Origin of the sequence: Streptomyces sp. 2114.4 (genome assembly GCF_900187385.1) — a bacterium.
Lineage (GTDB): Bacteria > Actinomycetota > Actinomycetes > Streptomycetales > Streptomycetaceae > Streptomyces > Streptomyces mooreae.
Map to the genome: position 1 here is coordinate 4563577 of NZ_FYEY01000001.1, position 20805 is coordinate 4584381.

A 20805-nucleotide genomic window follows, 5' to 3' on the forward strand; every position below is an offset into this window, starting at 1 on the left:
GGTTGACTCGTACACGTATGCGTGGTGCCTACGCTGGGTTACGTGCAGCGCCTCTATGACTTCCTCCGCAGGCACCCGACGGGAGTGGACACCTTCTGGGCCGTCCTCCTGCTCGGGGTCAGCGGCCTGTCGGCAATGACCGAGTCCGGTAGCCAGCAGATCTTCGGCGCGGTCTTCTCGGCCGGCCTGTGCCTCGTCATCGCGCTGCGCCGCAAGGCCCCGGTGAAAATGCTGCTGCTGACGGCGGCCATCGGCGGCGGCCAACTGATCACCGCTGTCCAGTTCCTTCCCGGCGACTTCGCGATGTTCGTGATCGCCTACACCGTGGCGTCGGCACCCGCCGTTCCCCGCTGGGCCTCCCGCTGCGCCCTCGTCGGCGCACTCGTCGGTCCCGCCCTCTCCACCATTCGCTTCGATGACGCCTTCGGCGGGCGGACGATAGGACAGAAGCTGTTCGGCACCGTGCTGTTCACCGTGCCCTTCGTCCTGGCCTGGGTGCTCGGCGACTCCATGCGCACCCGCCGCGCCTACTGGGCGCAACTGGAGGAGAAGGCCGCCCGGCTGGAGAAGGAGCGCGAGGCACAGTCCCGGATCGCGGTCGCGGCCGAGCGCGCCCGTATCGCCCGGGAACTCCACGATGTCGTCGCCCACAACGTCTCGGTGATGGTCGTCCAGGCCGACGGCGCCGCATACGTCCTCGATGCCGCGCCCGAGCAGACCCGGCAGGCCCTCGAGACGATCTCCGGCACCGGGCGCCAGGCGCTGGCCGAGATGCGCCGGCTGCTGGGTGTCCTGCGCACCGGCGAACAGCCCGAGAGCGGCGAATACGTCCCCCAGCCGGGCGTGGACCAGCTCAGCGATCTCATGGAGCAGGTCCGCGGCGCGGGGCTGCCGGTCGACTTCCAGGTCGAGGGCGAGCCGCGGGAGCTGCCCAGCAGCGTCGAACTCACCGCCTACCGCATCGTCCAGGAAGCGCTCACCAACACCCGCAAACACGGCGGCCCCTCCGTCGGCGCGACCGTCCGCCTCTCCTACCAGGACGACGATCTCGATCTGCTCATCGAGGACGACGGACGGGGCGCACAGCGCGAGCTCTACGAAGAGGGCGGGGCGGACGGCCTCGGCCACGGCCTGATCGGGATGCGCGAGCGGGTCGGCATGGTCGGCGGCACCCTGGCTGCCGGACCGCGGCCGGGGGGCGGCTTCCGAGTCAGCGCCGTCCTGCCGCTCAAACCGGTGCGGTGAGCGGGATGACCGGGCCGGTTGCCGCGGCCAGCCGGCCCGGCGACGCTCACCCGGGCATCCGGCCCGCCGCACTTCACCCCGTACGCTCTGCCCCACTCCTGCACGAAAGGACCCCCTGCCCATGACCATCCGTGTGATGCTCGTCGACGACCAGGTGCTGCTGCGCACCGGTTTCCGGATGGTGCTGGCCGCACAGCCCGACATGGAGGTCGTCGCGGAGGCGGGAAACGGCGTGGAAGCCCTGGAGGTGCTGCGCGCCACCCAGGTCGACGTGATCCTCATGGACGTACGGATGCCGCACCTGGACGGCGTGGAGGCCACCCGCCGGATCTGCGAGGGCGGGCAGAAGGAGGAGGCTCCGAAGGTCCTCATCCTGACCACCTTCGACCTCGACGAATACGCCTTCTCCGCGCTGAAGGCCGGGGCCAGCGGCTTTATGCTCAAGGACGTTCCGCCCGGTGATCTGCTCGCCGCGATCCGGGCGGTGGAGAGCGGCGACGCGGTCGTCGCCCCGTCCACCACCCGCCGGCTCCTCGACCGCTTCACCCCCATGCTGCCCGCCACCTCCGCCGAGTCGGCCCGGCCCGAGCTGGAGCGGCTGACGGACCGCGAGCGGGAGGTGCTGATGCTGGTCGCCCAGGGCCTGTCCAACGGCGAGATCGCGGCACGGCTGGTGCTCTCGGAGGCCACCGTCAAAACCCATGTGGGCCGCATCCTCGCCAAGCTGGGCCTGCGGGACCGGGTCCAGGCGGTGGTACTCGCCTATGAGACGGGGCTGGTGCGGGCGGGGGGAGCGGGGGCGTAGCAGGAGCGCGCGGCGGGGAAGCGTGGCGGGAGCGTGCGGCGCGGGAGCGTGCGGCGCGGGAGCGTCGCAGGGGCCGCAGCGGGCGCTGCCCTCCGCCGGCCGGGCCGCCGTCAACGCAGCACGCCTTCAAGGAAGTCGCTGCCCAGCCGGGCCACCAACTGGAGGTCCAGCTGGTGCAGCACATAACGCCCGCGACGCCGCGTCTGGATCAGCCCGGCCTTCTTCAGGGTGGCGATATGCCGCGAGACCTCCGGCGAGGTGATCCCGAACGCGTGCGCCAGCTCTCCCGTCGTATGCGGCCCCCGTGACAGCGTCCGGCACAGTTGCATCCGCATCGGGTGGGCCAGCGCCTCCAGCCGCTGCTGGACGAGTTCCAGCGCGGCCGGCGCCGGCAACTCCCGGTCGGCGACCGGGTACTGGAGCACGGGCCGCCAGCCCGGGGCGTGGCCGAACACCAGATGCGGCCAGCCGAACGACGTCGGCAGGAAGGTGACGCCCGGATCCTCGGGCCTGGCGAAGGCCGTCGTACGCCCCCGGGCCAGCTTGTCCACCAGGATGCGGGTACCGCCGCTGCCGTCCTGCGCACTCTCCAGGGACAGCGCCTTCGACGTCGCGGACAGCGTCTCGGCCAGGCCCTTGTGGCGCAGCAGTTCGGTCTTGTGCCGGGCATCCGCCGCCAGCTGGATGCCCACCCGCCGCCAGATGTCCCCGAAGAACGCCTCCTCGCAGTCCTCGAACAGGCGGCGCAGCCATACCCGCAGGCCGTCGGGGTCGGTGAGCATCCGGTCGGTGAAGGCCGCCTGCCGCGGACCGCGCGCGGCGGCCATCTCCCGTACCCGCGCCCGCTCGCCCGCATCGACGAGGGGCGAGGGCGTGCGGGAGGTGTAGCTCGCCGAGCAGGTGATCTCGAACGCGGCGGCCACGAACCGCTCGTCGTCGATCGTGTCCAGCTCGTCCAGCTCCGCGGCCAGGGTCGCCCCGGGACGGGCCGGCAGCAGGATGTCGGCACGGGAGGACCGCCACAGGAAGTCCGCCTCGCACAGCCGGTCGGCCAGGTCGGTCTTCAGCGCCGCGTTGGTGGCGGTGACCCAGCCGTGCAGCCCGGGGTGGTGGCCCGGCTCGGAGAGCGCATGCAGCGCGGCGCCCAGCTCCGCCAGCGGCGAGGGGGAGAAGACGACGCGCTCCGGCGGCAGCCCGGTGATGTCGATGACGTTGGCCATGCGCCCATCATGCGCGAGGCCACCACCTGCACGGACGTCGATTGACGGCTCCCGTCAATCGACGGGCCACCGGCTATGGAACCGCCCCACAGTGAAGGACATGAACGCCGCTCAGCAGCACCTCCTCGACACCTACCGGGCCGCCCGGCGAGGTGAAGCAGCCCCACCCGCCCCGGACACCCACACCGCCCGCACCGCGCGCGAGATCCAGCAGTGGCGCCGCTTCCAGGCCGTCGTCACGGCCCCCGGCAGCCGCCTTCGAGGACGCGTCCGGCGGGGCGGGCTGCCGGGCCTCACGGCCTGGCTGCGCCGCCTCACCCCCCGACCCGGCCCACGAACCCCACGAACTCCCTGACGGCCGCCCGCACCTCACCTGCCGTCCAGCCCAGGGCGGAGGCGGCAACGGTCACCTCGGTCAGCGCCACCCCGGGCGGTCCGCCCGGGGCCGGCTCGAACCACCTCTGGAACAGCGCCGTCCCGGTCTTCTCCGCCTGGCGTACGACGGCCTCGTCGAGCAGCGCGGGCGGGTGCGGCAGCCATACCTGGAACTGATGGGTGTGCGGCACCTTTGGGTGCACCCTGAACCACGGGACACCTGCCCCGTCCAGGCCCTCGCCCAGCGCGCGGGCCACGACCTTTGCCTGGGCCACGTACTGGGGCAGGCGCGGCAGCTCACGCTCCAGGCCGGTCAGGGCGGCCAGCGCGGCCGGCCACTGCTGGAAGAGCCGGCCGCCGTACCGGTGCCGCCAGGTCCGTGCCTCCTCGATGAAGTCCTCGCTGCCCGCGAGCGCGGCGCCCGATATCCCGCCCAGCGTCTTGTAGAAGGAGACATACACGCTGTCCGCGAGGGCCGCGATCTCCGGGAGCGTACGGCCGAAGTGCGGGCCGCACTCCCACAGTCGCGCGCCGTCGAAGTGCACCACCGCATCCCGCTCCCGGGCCGCCGCCACCACCGCGGTCAGCTCGTCCCACGACGGCAGGACGAATCCGGCATCGCGGAGCGGGAGTTCGAGCGCAAGGGCCCCGAAGGGCTCCGCCAGACTGGCCACCTCCGCGGCGGCCGGCAGCCGCGGCGCGTCCGTCGGATGCACCATGCGCAGCCCGCTGACCACCGCATAGGCGTCGCGCTCATGCATCTCCAGATGCGACAGAGGATGTCCGGCGACCGTGGCGTTGCCCGTACGCCCCGCCCAGCAGCGCAGCGCCACCTGCTGGGCCATCGTGCCGCTCGGGAAGAAGGCGGCGGCCTCGGTACCCAGGGCGTCGGCGGTCCGGCGTTCCAGCTCGCCGACGATGCTGTCCTCGTCGCCGTAGAAATCGGGCCGGCTGTCCAGGTCGTAGCCGGCCGGAGCTTCGGCCACCAGGCGGTCCAGCCGCTCGCGGACCGTCTCCAGGAACGCGTTTCCCGTCAGCATCCGCTCCGCGCCGCGGAAGGCGGCCAGCCTCCGCGCGAGCCCGGCCGCTGCGGTCTCCTCCTCGCCGGGAGCGTCGCTCGTGACGCCTGGGACTGAGGTGCCTGGGTTCGTGATGCCTGAGCCTGCGCTGTCCGCGCTCGTGCCGCCCGCGCCCGCTTCCTTCTTGTGCCTCGTGTGTTCCATACGCCCCCCTGGCTGCTGTTTCTCTTCCGGCCCGCGGCCGCCCGTGGCCATGCCTCCGCCACGCCTTGGCCACTCCTTCGCGCGAGCACTGCACCGAGCATCGCTCAGAGCCGCGCGAAGCCGCGACCCCTGTGGATAACCTCGTGAGAGACCCCGGTCTCACCTTCCGTACAGCTCTGAAGGCCGCCGGAAACACTCGCGTAGCATGGCGAGGAATCGTCCGGTACCCCCCGCGGACTGGAACGGAAGGCCGTCGCCGCGTGAATGCAATGCCACCCACCGAGGCCCAGGACCGCCCCGCCCGGCTGACCGTCGGAGTCGTCGGCGCGGGCCGTGTCGGGCCCGCCCTCGCCGCTGCGCTGCAGCTCGCAGGGCATCGTCCGGTTGCCGTGTCGGGCGTCTCCGACGCCTCCGTACGGCGCGCCGCCGAGCTGCTGCCCGACGTCCCGCTGGTCACCCCGGCCGAGGTGCTGGCCCGCGCCGACCTCGTGCTGCTGACCGTCCCCGACGACGCCCTGGCCGACCTGGTGAGCGGCCTCGCCGAGACCGGGGCCGTACGGCCCGGCCAGCTGCTGGTGCACACCTCGGGCCGGTACGGAACCGCGGTGCTGGACCCGGCCACCCGCGCCGGCGCCCTGCCCCTCGCCCTGCATCCGGCCATGACGTTCACCGGCACCACCGTGGACGTCCAGCGGCTGGCCGGCTGCTCGTTCGGGGTGACCTCGCCCGACGAGCTGCGGATGGCCGCCGAGGCGCTGGTGATCGAGATGGGCGGGGAGCCCGAGTGGATCACGGAATCGGCGCGTCCGCTCTACCACGCGGCGCTCGCCATCGGCGCGAACCACCTGGTCACGCTGGTGGCCCAGTCGATGGAGCTGCTGCACGACGCGGGGGTGCAGGCCCCGGACCGGATGCTGGGACCCCTGCTCGGCGCCGCCCTGGACAATGCGCTGCGCTCCGGTGACGCGGCGCTGACCGGCCCGGTCGCCCGGGGGGACGCCGGCACGGTGGCCGCCCATATCGCGGAGCTGCGCCGGCATGCGCCGCAGAGCGTTGCCGGGTACGTCGCCATGGCCCGTACGACCGCGGACCGGGCCCTGGACCACGGCCTGCTGAAGCCGGAACTGGCCGCGGACCTCCTCGATGTGCTCGCCCAAGGCCCTGACGCCCCCGACCACGGCCCCGAGGGAGGCGACCGATGACCGCCGCGCCGCAGATTCCGGATCCGGAGCAGCCCATGGACGGGGGCCGGGCCCGCGCCGCCGACGCCGCCCACTCCGCCTCGCCCGCCGACGCCGCCCACTCCGCCTCGCCCGCCGACGCCGGCCACCCTGCCTCGCCCGTGGACGCAGGCCACCCCGTTCACCTCGTCCACACCGCCGCCGCCCTGCGTGACGTGCCCCGCCGCGCCGGCGCGCGCGCCGTCGTCATGACCATGGGCGCGCTGCACGAGGGCCACGCCACCTTGATCCGCGCCGCCCGTCGCCGGGTCGGCCCCCGCGGCCAGGTCGTCGTCACGGTCTTCGTCAACCCGCTGCAGTTCGGCGCCGGGGAGGACCTGGACCGCTATCCGCGCACCCTCGACGCGGATGTCGAGCTGGCCGCAGCGGCCGGCGCGGACGCGGTCTTCGCCCCGTCCGTCGACGAGGTCTACCCCGGCGGAGAACCGCAGGTCCGGATCGCCGCGGGCCCCATGGGCACCCTCCTGGAGGGCGCCAGCCGCCCGGGCCACTTCGACGGCGTACTGACCGTGGTCGCCAAGCTGCTGCACCTGACCGCGCCGGACCTCGCCTTCTACGGCCAGAAGGACGCCCAGCAGCTCGCGGTCATCACCCGGATGGCCGCCGACCTCAACTTCCCCGTCGAGATCGTCGGCGTCCCCACGGTGCGCGAGGAGGACGGCCTCGCCCTCTCCAGCCGCAACCGCTACCTCTCGGCCCCGGAGCGGAGCACCGCGCTCGCGCTGTCGGCGGCGCTGTTCGCGGCCCGCGACCGGCTCGCCGCCGAGGAGGTGCTGCGGGTCCGCGCCGCCTCCGTGGGCCACGCGGCCCAGCGCCGTTCTGCCGCCCTTGCCGCCCTCGGCGAGGACCGGGCAGCCGCCGACGCGCACGCCGTCGCCTACGCCGCCGCAGGCCCCCTGCACGGCCCCTCCGTGGCGCGAGCCGCGGCCCGCGCGGTGCTGGAAGACGCCGCCCGGCTCGACCCGCCGCTCACACTGGACTACCTGGCTCTGGTCGACCCGTCCGATTTCACCGAGGTCCCCGATGCCTACGAGGGCGAGGCCATCCTCGCGGTCGCCGCCAAGGTCGGCAGCACGCGGCTCATCGACAACATCCGTCTCGTCTTCGGAGCCGGACGCCCGGAGGCAACGGCCGCCCACCGTAGTGACGCCACCAGGCACGACGGCGCCACCACGGACGCGGCCACTTCCGCCGCACCCGTTACACCCGCCGCACCCCCCACCACCCCCCAAGGCCCCCTCGGAGCGACCCGATGACCGCCACCGGAACAGGTACCGGAACTGGCACCGGCCCCGACAGCGGAGCAGGGCCCGGCCCCGTATCAGGCACCGGCATACGCCTGAAGGCCCCCGCCCCCGGCTGGTCCATCGAAGCGGACGTCGTGGTCGTGGGCTCGGGAGTGGCGGGGCTGACCGCCGCGCTGCGCTGTGCCGCGGCCGGCCGCCGTACCGTCGTCGTCACCAAGGCCCGCCTGGACGACGGCTCCACGCGCTGGGCGCAGGGCGGTATCGCGGCGGCTCTGGGCGACGGCGACACCCCCGAGCAGCATCTGGCCGACACCCTCGTGGCAGGCGCCGGACTGTGCGACGAGGCGGCCGTACGGACCCTGGTCACCGAGGGCCCGGACGCCGTCCACCGGCTGATCCGCACCGGCGCCCGCTTCGACACCGCGCCGGACAGCGACGAGATAGCGCTCACCCGCGAAGGCGGCCACCACCGCCGCCGTATCGCGCACGCCGGCGGTGACGCCACCGGGGCCGAGATCTCCCGCGCGCTCGTCGGGGCGGTCCGCGCCGCCGGGCTGCGCACCATCGAGAACGCACTCGTCCTCGACCTGCTCACGGACGCCGACGGCCACACGTCCGGCGTCACCCTGCACGTCATGGGGGAGGGCCAGCACGACGGCGTCGGCGCCGTACGCGCCCCGGCGGTGGTGCTCGCCACCGGGGGCATGGGACAGGTCTTCTCCGCGACCACCAACCCGGCGGTCTCCACCGGTGACGGGGTGGCTCTGGCGCTGCGCGCCGGCGCGGAGGTCTCCGACCTGGAATTCGTCCAATTCCACCCCACCCCCCTGTATTTGGGGCCGGACGCGGAAGGCCAGCAGCCGCTGATCTCCGAGGCCGTACGGGGCGAGGGCGCACACCTCGTCGACGCCGACGGCACCCGCTTCATGGTCGGGCAGCATGAACTCGCCGAGCTGGCGCCGCGCGACATCGTCGCCAAGGCGATCATGCGACGGGCGCACGAACAGGGCGTCGAGCACATGTATCTGGACGGCCGGCACTTCGGCGCGCAGATGTGGGAGACGCGTTTCCCGACCATCCTCGCCGCCTGCCGCAGCCACGGCATCGACCCGGTCACCGAGCCGATACCGGTCGCCCCGGCCGCCCACTACGCCTCCGGCGGCGTACGCACCGACCTGCGCGGACGCACCACGGTCCCGGGTCTCTACGCCTGCGGCGAGGTCGCCTGCACCGGCGTCCACGGCGCCAACCGGCTCGCCTCCAACTCCCTCCTGGAGGGCCTGGTCTTCGCGGAGCGGATCGCCGCCGACATCGCCGAAGGCCCCGCGCCGGCGTCCGCCACGCACCCCGATCCGGCGCTCACCCCGGCGCCCGCCGCGGACCCCGCCCCGGCGTCCGCGCCGCGCACCACCCTCCCGCTCCTCGCCCCCGAAACCCGCACCGCCGTGCAGCGGATCATGACCGCCGGCGCCGGCGTGCTGCGCAGCGCCGGGAGCCTCGCCCACGCCGCCGCCGAACTGGACCGCCTCCACCGCGAGGCGACGGAGGCGAGCGCCGGCACCACCCACAAGTCCCCCGAGCCCGGCGTGGAGGCCTGGGAGGCCACCAACCTCCTGTGCGTCGCCCGGGTGCTGGTCGCCGCGGCACAGCGCCGTACGGAGACCCGCGGCTGCCATTGGCGCGAGGACCACCCGGACCGGGACGATGCCTCCTGGCGCCGGCACTTCCGCATCACCCTGGACGCGGACCGCGCGCTGACCCTCCATACGACGGAGACCGCCGCTTTCCCGCCGACCACGGCCTCCTGACCACCGATCCACCGAACCATCGATCCCACTGATTCCGCCGATCCACCGATCCCGCCGACTCACCGATGACTTTCCACGAAGACGGAGCCCAGCCCGTGAGCAGCACCCGCGACGACCTCCCCCTCCTCCAGATCGGCGGGCCCAACGGCGGCGCCTCGGCCGGCGGCTGCGGTGACGCCTGCGGCTGCGGCGGCGACGAGGGCGCGTACGAGCTCGACCCGCTGACCTGCGGCCTCGACCCCGACCTGGCCGCCCTCCTGGTGGCCGCCGGGCTCGACCCCGTACAGGTCGAGGACATCGCGCACCTCGCCGTCGAGGAGGACCTCGACCAGGGCGTGGACGTCACGACCGTGGCCACCGTCCCCGAGGGCGCGGTCGCCACCGGCGACTTCACGGCCCGTGAGGCCGGCACGGTCGCCGGGCTGCGGATCGCCGAGGCGGTGCTGTCCATCGTGTGCACCGACGAGTTCGCGGTCGAGCGGCACGTCGAGGACGGCGACCGGGTCGCGGCCGGCACCCCGCTGCTGAGCGTCACCACCCGCACCCGCGACCTGCTCACCGCCGAGCGCAGCGCGCTGAACATCCTGTGCCGCCTGTCGGGCATCGCGACCGCCACCCGGGCCTGGGCCGACGCGCTCGACGGGACGAAGACCAAGGTCCGCGACACCCGTAAGACGACGCCGGGGCTGCGCGCCCTGGAGAAGTTCGCGGTGCGCTGCGGCGGCGGCGTCAACCACCGGATGTCCCTGTCGGACGCGGCGCTGATCAAGGACAACCACGTGGTCGCGGCGGGCGGCGTCGCCGCGGCGTTCACGGCCGTACGGGCCGAGTTCCCCGGGGTGCCGATCGAGGTGGAGGTCGACCGGATCGACCAGATCCCGCCGATCCTCGCCGAGGGCGCCGATCTGATCCTGCTGGACAACTTCACCCCGGAGCAGACCCGCGCGGCCGTGGAGCTGGTGGCCGGGCGCGCCATGCTGGAGTCGTCGGGCCGGCTGACCCTGGGCAACGCCCGCACCTATGCCGAGACCGGCGTCGACTACCTCGCGGTGGGTGCGCTCACGCACTCCTCCCCGATCCTCGACATCGGCCTCGACCTGCGCGAGGACGACGGGCAGGGTGGCAAGGACGCGGACGACGACGCGCGTGAGAGCAGCTGACGGCCATGCTCCTGACCATCGACGTAGGAAACACCCGCCCACCCGTCGCCCCACCCGCCACCCCGGGCGAGCCCTTCGTGCATGACGTGAACCGGAGGCGGTGCGGAGCATGCTCCTGACCATCGACGTAGGCAACACCCACACGGTCCTCGGCCTCTTCGACGGCGAGGAGATCGTCGAGCACTGGCGGATCTCCACCGACGCCCGGCGCACCGCTGACGAGCTCGCCGTCCTTCTCCAGGGCCTGATGGGCATGCACCCGCTGCTCGGCGACGACCTGGGTGACGGCATCGAGGGCATCTCGATCTGCTCCACGGTCCCCTCCGTGCTGCACGAGCTGCGCGAGGTGACCCGCCGCTACTACGGCGACGTACCCGCCGTCCTGGTGGAGCCGGGCGTCAAGACGGGCGTGCCGATCCTGATGGACAACCCGAAGGAGGTCGGCGCCGACCGGATCATCAACGCCCTGGCGGCCGTCGAGCTCTACGGCGGCCCGGCGGTGGTCGTCGACTTCGGCACGGCCACCACCTTCGACGCGGTCAGCGCGCGCGGCGAGTACGTCGGCGGCGTGATCGCCCCGGGCATCGAGATCTCCGTGGACGCGCTGGGCGTCAAGGGCGCCCAGCTCCGCAAGATCGAACTCGCCCGGCCGCGCAGCGTCATCGGCAAGAACACCGTGGAGGCCATGCAGTCCGGCATCCTCTACGGCTTCACGGGCCAGGTCGACGGTGTGGTGCAGCGGATGGCGCGCGAGCTGGCGGAGGACCCGGACGAGGTGACCGTGATCGCCACCGGCGGGCTGGCGCCGATGGTGCTCGGCGAGTCGTCGGTGATCGACGCGCACGAGCCGTGGCTCACCCTCATCGGCCTGCGGCTGGTCTACGAGCGGAACATCGCCCGGTCGTAGCCGCGGCCGGCCCGGTCGTGGGTGCGCCCGGCCCGGTCGTGGACGCGCCCGGCGCGGATGCGGACCTGCCTGCCGGGTCCGCGCAACCCCTCCCGGCGCCGGGTGCGCGGTGGTGCGGCTCGCTGCCGCGCCACCGTTCACGAATTAAGCGGCTTTTGTCGAAAACGGTCGTAAAGTCGCCACATGCCAATGCCAAACGGAACCCGCGGCGGCATGGCGTTCAGCGCCGATGAGTTGCGTGTGCTCCGTCGCGCCCTCGCCCATGCCCTGCAGACGACGTCCCACCCCGCTCCGCTCGGCGCCCTCGGCCCCGAGTGGTCACAGGACATCCAGGAATATCTCCGGCTGGCCGAGGCGGTCGACGAGGCGGTCCGCGAAGGCGGCCGGCTGCGTGCCTTCCTGCTCGCCGACCTCGCCCGGTACCGCGAAGCCCTGCCCGGCTCGGCCGCCGGCTACCTCGCGCAGCTGACCGAGGCGCTGGCAGCCGGCCATGTCCCCGGTCCCGACGACCTCGCCGCCCTGCGCTCGCTGCGGGCACGGCCCGCCGGCCCGGCCGAGCGCGAACGCCGCGGCGCCCTCCTGCGGCACTGCGAGCAACTGGCCGAACGGTCCGTGCGGACCCGGCTCCGCGCACTGCCGGGCGGCCGGTCGGCAGTGCGCGGCGGGCGGGAGCCGGAGCCGGAGCCCGAGCGGGAGCCCGAGCCGGAGCGCAAACCGGAGCCCGCGCCGTCGCCGCGGCCGAAGACTCCGCGGCGGGACCGGCCGATCCCCACGCCGGGCGAAGTGTTCCCGCCCCGCCGCAGGCCCGCCCGGCCCCCCGAGAGCCGCACCGCCTGAGGGCTGCGTACTCTGGACTCCCCGCCCCAAAGGAGGCCGAAAGCCATGGATTACGTCGCAGCGCTGCTCCCGCCCGTAGTGATGGCCGTGGCCTTCACCGCCCTGATCGTGACGATCGTCAAGAGCCAGGGCGGGGCGAACAAGGCCAAGGAGGACGCCGCCGCGGACGCCGCGCTGGCCCGCGCCGAGTCCGCCGGCCAGGAGCCCACGGCGCACGGCGCCTGAGCCGCCCGCCGCCCGTTCGGCGGCCCGCACACACCGCACGGCCCGGGAGGGATTCTCCCGGGCCGTGCCCCCTTTTCCGGTCCAAACGCAACAAGATCAACGGGCATTCGCGACATCTCCCACTATTGTTCTTGTGTGCCGAGACGCTTGGGAGATCTGGAAGACGCGGTCATGACGCGGGTCTGGGAGTGGAACCGCCCGGTCACCGTTCGAGAAGTCCTGGAAGATCTGCAGAAGGAACGGTCGATCGCCTACACCACGGTCATGACCGTATTGGACAACCTCCACCAGAAGGGCTGGGTGCGCCGCGAAGCCGAAGGCCGCGCCTATCGATATGAGGCGGTCTCCACTCGCGCCGCCTACGCGGCCGCACTGATGAACGAAGCATGGTCCGCCAGTGACAACCCCGCGGCCGCTCTTGTGGCCTTCTTCGGCATGATGTCCCCGGAACAGCGGCATGCCCTGCGGGATGCCGTACGGATGGTGCAAGTCGACGCACCGGCGGAAGGCACGGCACAACAGACACCGCAGCCGGAAGGGACCGCGCCCGCGGAAGAAGCCGGAGCGCAAGAAGCCGGAGCACAAGCGGCACCGGAAGGCGCCGGCGAAGCCGGACCGGCCGAAGGGGATGAACCCGGGGCGAGTGCCACCGGCAACGGGCGATAGCGTCCCGGCATGCCTCCGCATTCAAAAGGCCTCACCGTCCGCCGTGCCAGGACCGCCGATGTACCGGCCGTACGCCGCCTCATCGACGCCTACTCACGCGACGGGATCCTGCTCGACAAAGCCACCGTCACGCTTTACGAGGACATCCAGGAGTTCTGGGTGGCGGAGCGCGACGAAGACGCCGAGGTCGTGGGCTGCGGAGCGCTCCACGTCATGTGGGAAGACCTCGCGGAGGTCCGCACCCTGGCCGTGGACCCGAGGATGAAGGGATCGGGCGTCGGCCACCAAGTGCTGGACAAGCTGCTGCGCACTGCGAGCTGGCTCGGAGTGCGGCGCATTTTCTGTCTCACCTTCGAAGTCGACTTCTTCACCAAGCACGGCTTCGTGGAGATCGGCGAAGCTCCGGTAGACGGTGATGTCTACAGCGAGCTGCTGCGTTCCTATGACGAGGGCGTTGCGGAGTTCCTGGGTCTCGAACGAGTGAAGCCCAACACCCTGGGTAACAGTCGGATGCTTCTGCACCTGTGATGAGTGTTCTATGTCCGAATCGCTCCCCTATCTCATGGCTACGGAAGCATGCGTTCCCCGGTCTGCGGGCAAGTGAACCCTACCCAAGGGTTTGTGTTTTTCCCGGAAAAGCGGTTTGCTTTCCGTCGTAATCCGCATTCGATGAAAGGGAAACCGGTGGCACAGAAGGTTCAGGTTCTTCTTGTCGATGACCTCAACGGTGGCGAGGCGGACGAGACGGTGACGTTCGCTCTCGACGGCAAGTCCTACGAGATCGACCTCTCCGACAGCAACGCGCAGAAGCTGCGCGACTCGCTTGCCGACTTCGTGAAGGCGGGTCGCCGTACCGGTGGCCGCGCTTCTTCGGGTCGTGGCAAGTCGCGTGCGGCGGCTTCCGGCGGCGGCCAGGACACTGCGAAGATCCGCGCCTGGGCCAAGGAGAACGGCTACAACGTCAATGACCGTGGCCGCGTCCCCGCCGACATTCGCGAGGCATTCGAGAAGGCCAACGGCTGATCGCCGCACTCGCGGTCCGATTGGGCATTACGAGCACGCCACAACCGGGCACGGTGGCACTCGGTCGCAGCCGCGCTCACGAGCCGTACGAGGTCGGGGGCGTCCCCGACGTCCCCGATTCCTGCTCCCGACCCCGTGGTGGGCAGGGAATTCTCCGCCTCGTACCCGGGCCGGGGAGGCCGCACCCAAGTCGCGGCCTCCCAGGAGCCAAATCCGTATGACGGTGCCGTGCCGCCCGGGAACGCCGGCGCGGGCATCCGGTCGCCGGTCCCCCGGGTCGTGAGATCCGCTGCGAGTGTGCCCCACTCCAGCCATTCCAGGATTCCCGGAAGTTCTTCCGCGCCACCGGCCGCGATGAGCATGAGCAATTTCGGCCGATCACCCGGTTGTTTCCCGCCGCATCGGGCCCGCAGGAGCGCCACGGGGCCGGTGAGCGGCAGCCGCCGCAATACCGCACTTCCCGCATCGGCCGGCATCTCCAGAACATCGAAGCGCAGCCCCGTCAGCAGTTCCACCGGCTCCGTGCCGGTGGTCGGCCAGCCCAGCTCCTCCTCGTACCGGCGGCGCACCGAGGCGCGGGGGGCGAGGGGAGCGCGAGGGCGCGGAAGCACGCGAGCCATGCCCGGTGCAACTCCCGGAACCCCGGGAAGTTACGCTGGGTGGAAGTGCGGATACGCACCGTGCCCGGGCGAGGGGGCGCGAGGGGGCGTCCGGTGGCGTGCGGATGTTCGCCCGTAGCGGATGGAAGGGCCCCGCGCCGCATGGAGTGTCCGTGCCTGCGGGTAAGACAGTCTCAGTGGGAAGAGACGGTGTGACCGGCGCCCGAGGCGCTTCTCCCCGGCTGACGGCCGGCGGCGGACGGCGTGTCGGTACAGGGCGCGTTCGCCACGGGCGTAGTGGCAGAGGGCGTATATGCCTGGCCTGCGGGAACATCGTCTCGCACCATCGAGTTGGAGCAGATGTCAGCTGTTCGGCAGTAAATTTCCCCGCCGGAGCGGGGGTGATCCGGACGGGTGTCGGCAGTTGGAATGAGCTGTCCCGCCCCGCGGGACTAGCATGCGGAAGGACAGGGAGGGGACCGACCCCTAACTGCCTGACCGCTCTGAGGAGCGATTAACGATGTTCGAGAGGTTCACCGACCGTGCGCGGCGGGTTGTCGTCCTGGCTCAGGAAGAAGCCCGGATGCTCAACCACAACTACATCGGCACCGAGCACATCCTCCTGGGCCTGATCCATGAGGGTGAGGGTGTCGCCGCTAAGGCCCTGGAGAGCCTCGGGATTTCGCTCGAGGCGGTCCGCCAGCAGGTGGAGGAGATCATCGGTCAGGGCCAGCAGGCCCCGTCCGGGCACATCCCCTTCACCCCCCGTGCCAAGAAGGTCCTGGAGCTCTCGCTCCGCGAGGCCCTCCAGCTCGGCCACAACTACATCGGTACGGAGCACATCCTGCTCGGCCTGATCCGCGAGGGCGAGGGCGTCGCCGCCCAGGTCCTGGTGAAGCTGGGCGCCGATCTCAACCGCGTGCGGCAGCAGGTCATCCAGCTGCTGTCCGGCTACCAGGGCAAGGAAGCCGCCACGGCCGGCGGCCCCGCCGAGGGCACCCCCTCGACCTCCCTCGTCCTGGACCAGTTCGGCCGCAACCTGACGCAGGCCGCTCGCGAGACCAAGCTCGACCCGGTCATCGGGCGCGAGAAGGAAATCGAGCGGGTCATGCAGGTCCTGTCCCGCCGTACCAAGAACAACCCGGTCCTCATCGGCGAGCCCGGCGTCGGCAAGACGGCGGTCGTCGAGGGCCTGGCGCAGGCCATCGTCAAGGGCGAGGTGCCCGAAACCCTCAAGGACAAGCACCTCTACACCCTCGACCTCGGTGCCCTGGTCGCCGGCTCCCGCTACCGCGGTGACTTCGAGGAGCGCCTGAAGAAGGTGCTCAAGGAGATCCGCACCCGCGGCGACATCATCCTGTTCATCGACGAGCTCCACACCCTGGTGGGTGCGGGCGCCGCCGAGGGCGCGATCGACGCCGCGAGCATCCTCAAGCCCATGCTGGCGCGAGGCGAGCTGCAGACCATCGGTGCCACCACGCTCGACGAGTACCGCAAGCACCTGGAGAAGGACGCGGCCCTGGAGCGCCGCTTCCAGCCGATCCAGGTCGCGGAGCCGTCGCTGCCGCACACCATCGAGATCCTCAAGGGTCTGCGGGACCGCTACGAGGCGCACCACCGCGTGTCCATCACGGACTCCGCGCTGGTCGCGGCGGCCACCCTCGCCGACCGCTACATCTCCGACCGCTTCCTGCCGGACAAGGCGATCGACCTGATCGACGAGGCCGGCTCCCGGATGCGGATCCGCCGGATGACCGCGCCGCCGGACCTGCGCGAATTCGACGAGAAGATCGCCGATGTGCGCCGGGAGAAGGAGTCCGCGATCGACTCGCAGGACTTCGAGATGGCCGCGGGCCTGCGCGACAAGGAGAAGCAGCTCCTGGCCGCGAAGGCGAAGCGGGAGAAGGAGTGGAAGGCCGGCGACATGGACGTCGTCGCCGAGGTGGACGAGGAGCTGATCGCCGAGGTCCTGGCGACGGCCACCGGCATCCCGGTCTTCAAGCTCACCGAGGAGGAGTCCTCCCGGCTGCTGCGGATGGAAGACGAGCTGCACAAGCGCGTCATCGGCCAGAAGGACGCCATCAAGGCGCTCTCCCAGGCCATCCGCCGTACCCGTGCCGGCCTGAAGGACCCCAAGCGTCCGGGTGGCTCGTTCATCTTCGCCGGTCCGTCCGGTGTGGGTAAGACCGAGCTCTCCAAGACGCTGGCGGAGTTCCTGTTCGGCGACGAGGACGCGCTGATCTCCCTCGACATGTCGGAGTTCAGCGAGAAGCACACCGTCTCGCGGCTGTTCGGTTCGCCTCCCGGCTACGTCGGCTACGAAGAGGGCGGTCAGCTCACCGAGAAGGTGCGCCGCAAGCCGTTCTCCGTGGTGCTCTTCGACGAGGTCGAGAAGGCCCACCCGGACATCTTCAACTCGCTGCTGCAGATCCTGGAGGACGGTCGCCTGACCGACTCCCAGGGCCGGGTCGTGGACTTCAAGAACACGGTCATCATCATGACGACCAACCTCGGCACCCGGGACATCTCCAAGGGCTTCAACCTGGGCTTCGCGGCCCAGGGCGACACCAAGTCCAGCTACGAGCGGATGAAGAACAAGGTCAACGAAGAGCTCAAGCAGCACTTCCGCCCCGAGTTCCTCAACCGTGTGGACGACACGGTCGTCTTCCACCAGCTGACCGAGGAAGACATCATCCAGATCGTCGACCTCATGATCGCCAAGGTGGACGAGCGGCTGAAGGACCGCGACATGGGCATCGAGCTCAGCGGCGAGGCCAAGTCGCTGCTGGCCAAGCGCGGGTACGACCCGGTGCTCGGCGCCCGTCCGCTGCGCCGCACGATCCAGCGCGAGATCGAGGACGCCCTCTCGGAGAAGATCCTCTTCAGCGAGCTGCGTCCGGGCCACATCGTGGTCGTCGATGTCGAGGGCGAGGGTGAGACCGCCAAGTTCACCTTCCGCGGCGAGGAGAAGTCGGCACTGCCCGACGCCCCGCCGATCGAGTCCGCGACCGGCGGTTCGGGCCCGAACCTGAGCAAGGACGTCTGAGCGGCACCGCGGATATCCGCATACGGCACTGCCCCGGAATCGTTTCTTACGGTTCCGGGGCAGTGCCGTATGTGACGCCGTATGCCGTGCCGTAAGCGACGCCGCATGTGGCGGATAAATTCAGCTCCGTAATTGCTAGGTCATTTTCAGCCGTTTCTGGACAACGCCACCGACGCCCGCCCCTTACGGCTGCACATCTGCACGGCGCGTATTCCCGCGGGAACACCCCGCACCGGTGGAATACGACGGTGGCCGGTGCGCAGTGTGTCCAGTTCCGGAAAGGCGGAGAGCCCCGGCCTATGTGCGGGGGCGGGGGAAGCGGGTGAGTTCGATGTGCGGCGGGAGTTCGGGGGCGGGCTCGGAGCGCAGGTAGGAGAGGAAGACCTCCCGCAGTTCGGGCAGGCCGGTCAGTGGCGGCAGCGCGATGGTGCCGCCGGTGAGGCCGTAGAGCCGGAGTTTGCGGAGGGCGGGGAACGCCGGGAGGGCGGCGGCCACGGAATGGCTCAGCTCGGCGAGCGGGCCGTGCGCGGTGTTGATGGCGCTCAGCGTCGTCACCTGCGGCAGCCGGAGGGCCGTCGGGATGCGCAGCGCGGTCTCCCCGGCCGCCAGGCCGAACGAGAAGTCCTCCAGGCCGGGCAGGTGCGCCAGGGTGTCCCAGGCACCGTCGGTGAAGGCTCCGGTGAGGCTTCGCAGCTGCAGGGCGCTGAGCTGCTGCCAGTGGCGCAGCGCGGAGAACCCGGCCTCGACCGGGTGGCCGAGAATCAGTGAGGTCAGCGGGGCATCCGCCGGCAGCGCCCGCAGCCCCGCCGGCGGGAGGGGAACGGTGAGGCTCAGATGGCGGAGGTGCTTCAGCAGGTGCAGTCCGTCCGGGCAGCGCACCCCGGCGCGGTCCCGTGCCGTCACCGAGAGCGCGGTCAACGGCATTCCGGCGAGTGGGGCGAGGCTGCTGACCCCCGGGCAGTCCACCAGCATCAGGGAGCGCAGGGCGGGGAACTCCGTGAGGAAGTCAAGGCTGCCGATCTCGTCGTTCTCGGTCAGTGCCAGGTGGGTGATCTGGCGGGGGTGCAAAGAGTCGAGGAGTTCGCGGGAGGTGAACGGGCCGGCCACCTCGATGCACGGCCGTCCTCCCAGGGCCTTCAGGGCACGGAGTCCGGCGGCGTCGACGACCGGCAGGAACGTCGCGGGGTCGAGCTGCCGGATGATCTCCTCCATATAGCGCTCGGTGTCGAACGCCTGCCAGGAGCGGGCCAGTTGATACCTGGCGCCCGTGGCGGGGTGATGGCGGAACCGCCTGATCACCTCCATCGCCGCGTCCGATCCGATGAGCGCGGCGGTGGCGATCACCTCCTGCGCCTCATCGTCCTCCAGCCCCTCCGGCCCCGGCAGCAGCTCCAGAGCGAGGTGCCCCACCCCGGCCAGGAGCGTGGCCTCCTCACGACACCGGGGCGGCAGGATCGCCCGCGCCCGCTCGTTCACCTCCTCGCGCACCCGAGGATCGAGCTCCGTGGCGTGTTCCAGGCACGCCATGGCGAGGAGATGGACGCGCAGGCGGGCGGGGTAGTCCCCGATGGCGTCACCGCGGGCGAGCAACCCCCGCAGGATCTCGGCCCGTTCGCGCGGTCGTGCGTGAGCCACCGCCATCCGGATCACGTCCTCCCACTGGGAGTCCTCCGCCTGCGCCACCAGCAGCCCGAAATCGCCGTCCTCCACGGCGGCCTTGGCGCCGAGGTAGTCCTGGAACGTCCGGTGGACGAAGTCGACCGAGTCGGGGGCCGGTTCGCGGAGCAGGCCGCTGCGCAGCAGGAGATGGCGGAAAATGGCCGTCGCGCCGCCCTGCTGCGCGGCCGAGGGCACGGCGGGCAGGGCCTCGCCGACGATGCGCTCGGCCCGTTCGCGGTCGAGTTCGTTGCGGCCGTTGCGGATGAGCCAGTACGCGAGCCGCTGGAGGAGCTGGATCTGCGGCTCGTCGCTCAGCTCGATGCCCGTGGGGGCGGCCATATCGCGCTCCCGGTCGCGGCGGGAGAGCAGCATGCCCAGGGCGGCGTCGTAGAGCTCCTTGCGGCCGGTGGGCAGATAGCCGCGGCGGTCCCGGTGCAGGGCGCAGATCAGGCCGCACATGAGGGGGTTGGTGGCGAGCCGGGCGAGGTCCTGTGTGGTGTGGACGGCGGTGAGGAGGGACTGCTCGTAGGCGTCGAGGCGTTCGGGGTCCTCGGCGTCACAGCGGGCCGCGGCGTGCCAGCGGCCGATGAAGGCGGCGACCTCGGTGCGGCTCATGGCGGAGAGCGTGAGCTCGCCGAAGCCGTCGGCGGCGAGCCAGTCGTCGCGCACGGCGGAGGGGCGTGAGGTGACCAGCCACAGGTTGTCCGGGAAGGCGTCGGACAGATCGCGCAGCCAGCGGCGGGTCGGCTCGCGTTCCCGCTCGGGGATCTCGTCCAGGCCGTCGACCAGGAGGAGCGCCCGCCCGCCGGCCAGTACGCGCTCGGCCCAGCCGTCGGCTGCGAGCCGGACACGGGGCAGCCGACGGCGGCGAGGAAGCGGCCGGGGGTGGGCAGGGGCGCCCCGTCGCGGGTGAGGGTGCGCAGCGGGAGGACGAAGGGAATCCGGCCGTAGAGGTGGGGGAGGGCCGTCTCGCCGGGGGGCTTGCTGCCGTCGGGCCAGGCTAGAGCGGCCGGAGGGGCAGTGGGTGCGGATCGGCCAGGTGCGCACGAAGGGGGAGCGGTGTGGTGGCGGTCACGGAAATCGGCACTCCATTTCCCTTCAATTCGGACATTTGGTGGACGTGAGTAATCCGGGTCGCCAATGTTGCGTAACGCGGGTCACAAAGGCTGGGTAACTCGCATCACAAAGGCCGGGTAATCCCGGTCACACATTCTGGGTAACCGGCGTCACAAAGGGCCGGGTGGCGCGGTTCGCAAAGGCTCCGGGGGGTGAATCGGGGGTCCGGCGGGGGTGCGAAAAGGGATTGGATCTTGATTATCGGTGACATGGCGCACAGCCGAATTGAGGCCTACTAAAAGGATTAGGGGTAGCGCGCGGCGGAGAAACCGGGGCGGGAGCCCCGAGGGGTGAGGGCTGCGGGGGGCGGATGGGGCGAACTGCGCGCCACCCGTGCGACATATGGCGAAAATGCCTGTTCAAGGGGTGTGCAGCGGGCCCGCCAGGCAATGCGGTATGTCCA

At 71.5% G+C, this 20805-nt stretch carries 18 protein-coding genes; 14 read left to right on the forward strand and 4 right to left on the reverse strand.

Translation table 11 applies throughout. From position 1 onward, the window contains the following. Window positions 1-42: 42 nt before the first annotated feature. Both CFW40_RS20065 and CFW40_RS20070 read left to right on the forward strand, forming a co-directional pair. Window positions 43-1245: a sensor histidine kinase gene (locus CFW40_RS20065; protein ID WP_088802232.1), complete on the forward strand. Its 1203-nt coding sequence runs from the start codon at window positions 43-45 to the stop codon at window positions 1243-1245. A 121-nt stretch (window positions 1246-1366) separates the two neighbouring features. Beyond that, the gene (locus CFW40_RS20070; RefSeq protein ID WP_088799200.1) at window positions 1367-2050 is read left to right on the forward strand and encodes a response regulator transcription factor; all 684 of its coding nucleotides are present in this window, start codon (window positions 1367-1369) and stop codon (window positions 2048-2050) included. Between the two features lie 110 nt (window positions 2051-2160). On the opposite strand, the gene CFW40_RS20075 is transcribed toward CFW40_RS20070, so the two are convergent. Continuing rightward, window positions 2161-3270 carry a DUF5937 family protein gene (locus CFW40_RS20075; RefSeq protein WP_088799201.1) on the reverse strand — a complete coding sequence of 370 codons (1110 nt, stop codon included), beginning with the start codon at window positions 3268-3270 and terminating at the stop codon, window positions 2161-2163. A 100-nt stretch (window positions 3271-3370) separates the two neighbouring features. On the opposite strand from CFW40_RS20075, the gene CFW40_RS20080 reads away from it, so the two are divergent. Then, window positions 3371-3625, forward strand: a complete 255-nt coding sequence (locus CFW40_RS20080; RefSeq protein ID WP_143034550.1) for a hypothetical protein — start codon at window positions 3371-3373, stop codon at window positions 3623-3625. Here the strand turns inward: CFW40_RS20080 and CFW40_RS20085 are convergent. Continuing rightward, window positions 3585-4685 carry a low specificity L-threonine aldolase gene (locus tag CFW40_RS20085; protein ID WP_088802233.1) on the reverse strand — a complete coding sequence of 367 codons (1101 nt, stop codon included), beginning with the start codon at window positions 4683-4685 and terminating at the stop codon, window positions 3585-3587. The two genes, CFW40_RS20080 and CFW40_RS20085, sit on opposite strands and share 41 nt — an antisense overlap. Before the next feature lie 443 nt (window positions 4686-5128). On the opposite strand from CFW40_RS20085, the gene CFW40_RS20090 reads away from it, so the two are divergent. The 10 genes from CFW40_RS20090 (at window position 5129) to CFW40_RS20135 (ending at window position 13982) form a co-directional block, all read left to right on the forward strand. Beyond that, entirely contained in the window at window positions 5129-6070 is a 942-nt protein-coding gene (locus tag CFW40_RS20090; protein WP_088799203.1) for a Rossmann-like and DUF2520 domain-containing protein, read from the forward strand. Further along, complete coding sequence (gene panC, locus CFW40_RS20095; protein ID WP_256331371.1) at window positions 6067-7365, forward strand: pantoate--beta-alanine ligase; 1299 nt, start codon at window positions 6067-6069, stop codon at window positions 7363-7365. Before CFW40_RS20090 ends, panC begins: the two co-directional genes overlap by 4 nt. Further along, entirely contained in the window at window positions 7362-9164 is a 1803-nt protein-coding gene (locus tag CFW40_RS20100; RefSeq protein WP_256331370.1) for an L-aspartate oxidase, read from the forward strand. Before panC ends, CFW40_RS20100 begins: the two co-directional genes overlap by 4 nt. A gap of 65 nt (window positions 9165-9229) precedes the next feature. Further along, window positions 9230-10324, forward strand: coding sequence for a carboxylating nicotinate-nucleotide diphosphorylase (gene nadC, locus CFW40_RS20105; protein ID WP_088799204.1), 1095 nt, complete (start codon window positions 9230-9232; stop codon window positions 10322-10324). Window positions 10325-10433: 109 nt separating this feature from the next. Further along, entirely contained in the window at window positions 10434-11231 is a 798-nt protein-coding gene (locus CFW40_RS20110; protein ID WP_030081646.1) for a type III pantothenate kinase, read from the forward strand. Between the two features lie 213 nt (window positions 11232-11444). Next, complete coding sequence (locus CFW40_RS20115; RefSeq protein ID WP_088799205.1) at window positions 11445-12068, forward strand: hypothetical protein; 624 nt, start codon at window positions 11445-11447, stop codon at window positions 12066-12068. Window positions 12069-12113: 45 nt separating this feature from the next. Further along, window positions 12114-12293, forward strand: a complete 180-nt coding sequence (locus tag CFW40_RS20120) for a hypothetical protein (RefSeq protein WP_088799206.1) — start codon at window positions 12114-12116, stop codon at window positions 12291-12293. Between the two features lie 171 nt (window positions 12294-12464). Next, complete coding sequence (locus CFW40_RS20125) at window positions 12465-12959, forward strand: BlaI/MecI/CopY family transcriptional regulator (RefSeq protein ID WP_371127324.1); 495 nt, start codon at window positions 12465-12467, stop codon at window positions 12957-12959. 9 nt (window positions 12960-12968) lie between these two features. After that, window positions 12969-13487: an amino-acid N-acetyltransferase gene (locus CFW40_RS20130; protein WP_088799208.1), complete on the forward strand. Its 519-nt coding sequence runs from the start codon at window positions 12969-12971 to the stop codon at window positions 13485-13487. A gap of 156 nt (window positions 13488-13643) precedes the next feature. After that, window positions 13644-13982 (forward strand): Lsr2 family protein, encoded by a 339-nt coding sequence (locus CFW40_RS20135; protein WP_088799209.1) that lies wholly within the window; start codon window positions 13644-13646, stop codon window positions 13980-13982. Here CFW40_RS20135 and CFW40_RS38175 read toward each other — a convergent pair. Beyond that, entirely contained in the window at window positions 13913-14602 is a 690-nt protein-coding gene (locus CFW40_RS38175) for an SCO3374 family protein (RefSeq protein ID WP_088799210.1), read from the reverse strand. The genes CFW40_RS20135 and CFW40_RS38175 overlap by 70 nt on opposite strands. A gap of 499 nt (window positions 14603-15101) precedes the next feature. Here CFW40_RS38175 and CFW40_RS20150 point away from each other — a divergent pair, with 499 nt between their 5' ends. Beyond that, window positions 15102-17627: an ATP-dependent Clp protease ATP-binding subunit gene (locus CFW40_RS20150; protein WP_088799211.1), complete on the forward strand. Its 2526-nt coding sequence runs from the start codon at window positions 15102-15104 to the stop codon at window positions 17625-17627. A gap of 297 nt (window positions 17628-17924) precedes the next feature. On the opposite strand, the gene CFW40_RS20155 is transcribed toward CFW40_RS20150, so the two are convergent. Next, window positions 17925-20333, reverse strand: coding sequence for an NACHT domain-containing NTPase (locus CFW40_RS20155; RefSeq protein ID WP_306427440.1), 2409 nt, complete (start codon window positions 20331-20333; stop codon window positions 17925-17927). Between the last annotated feature and the right edge of the window lie 472 nt (window positions 20334-20805).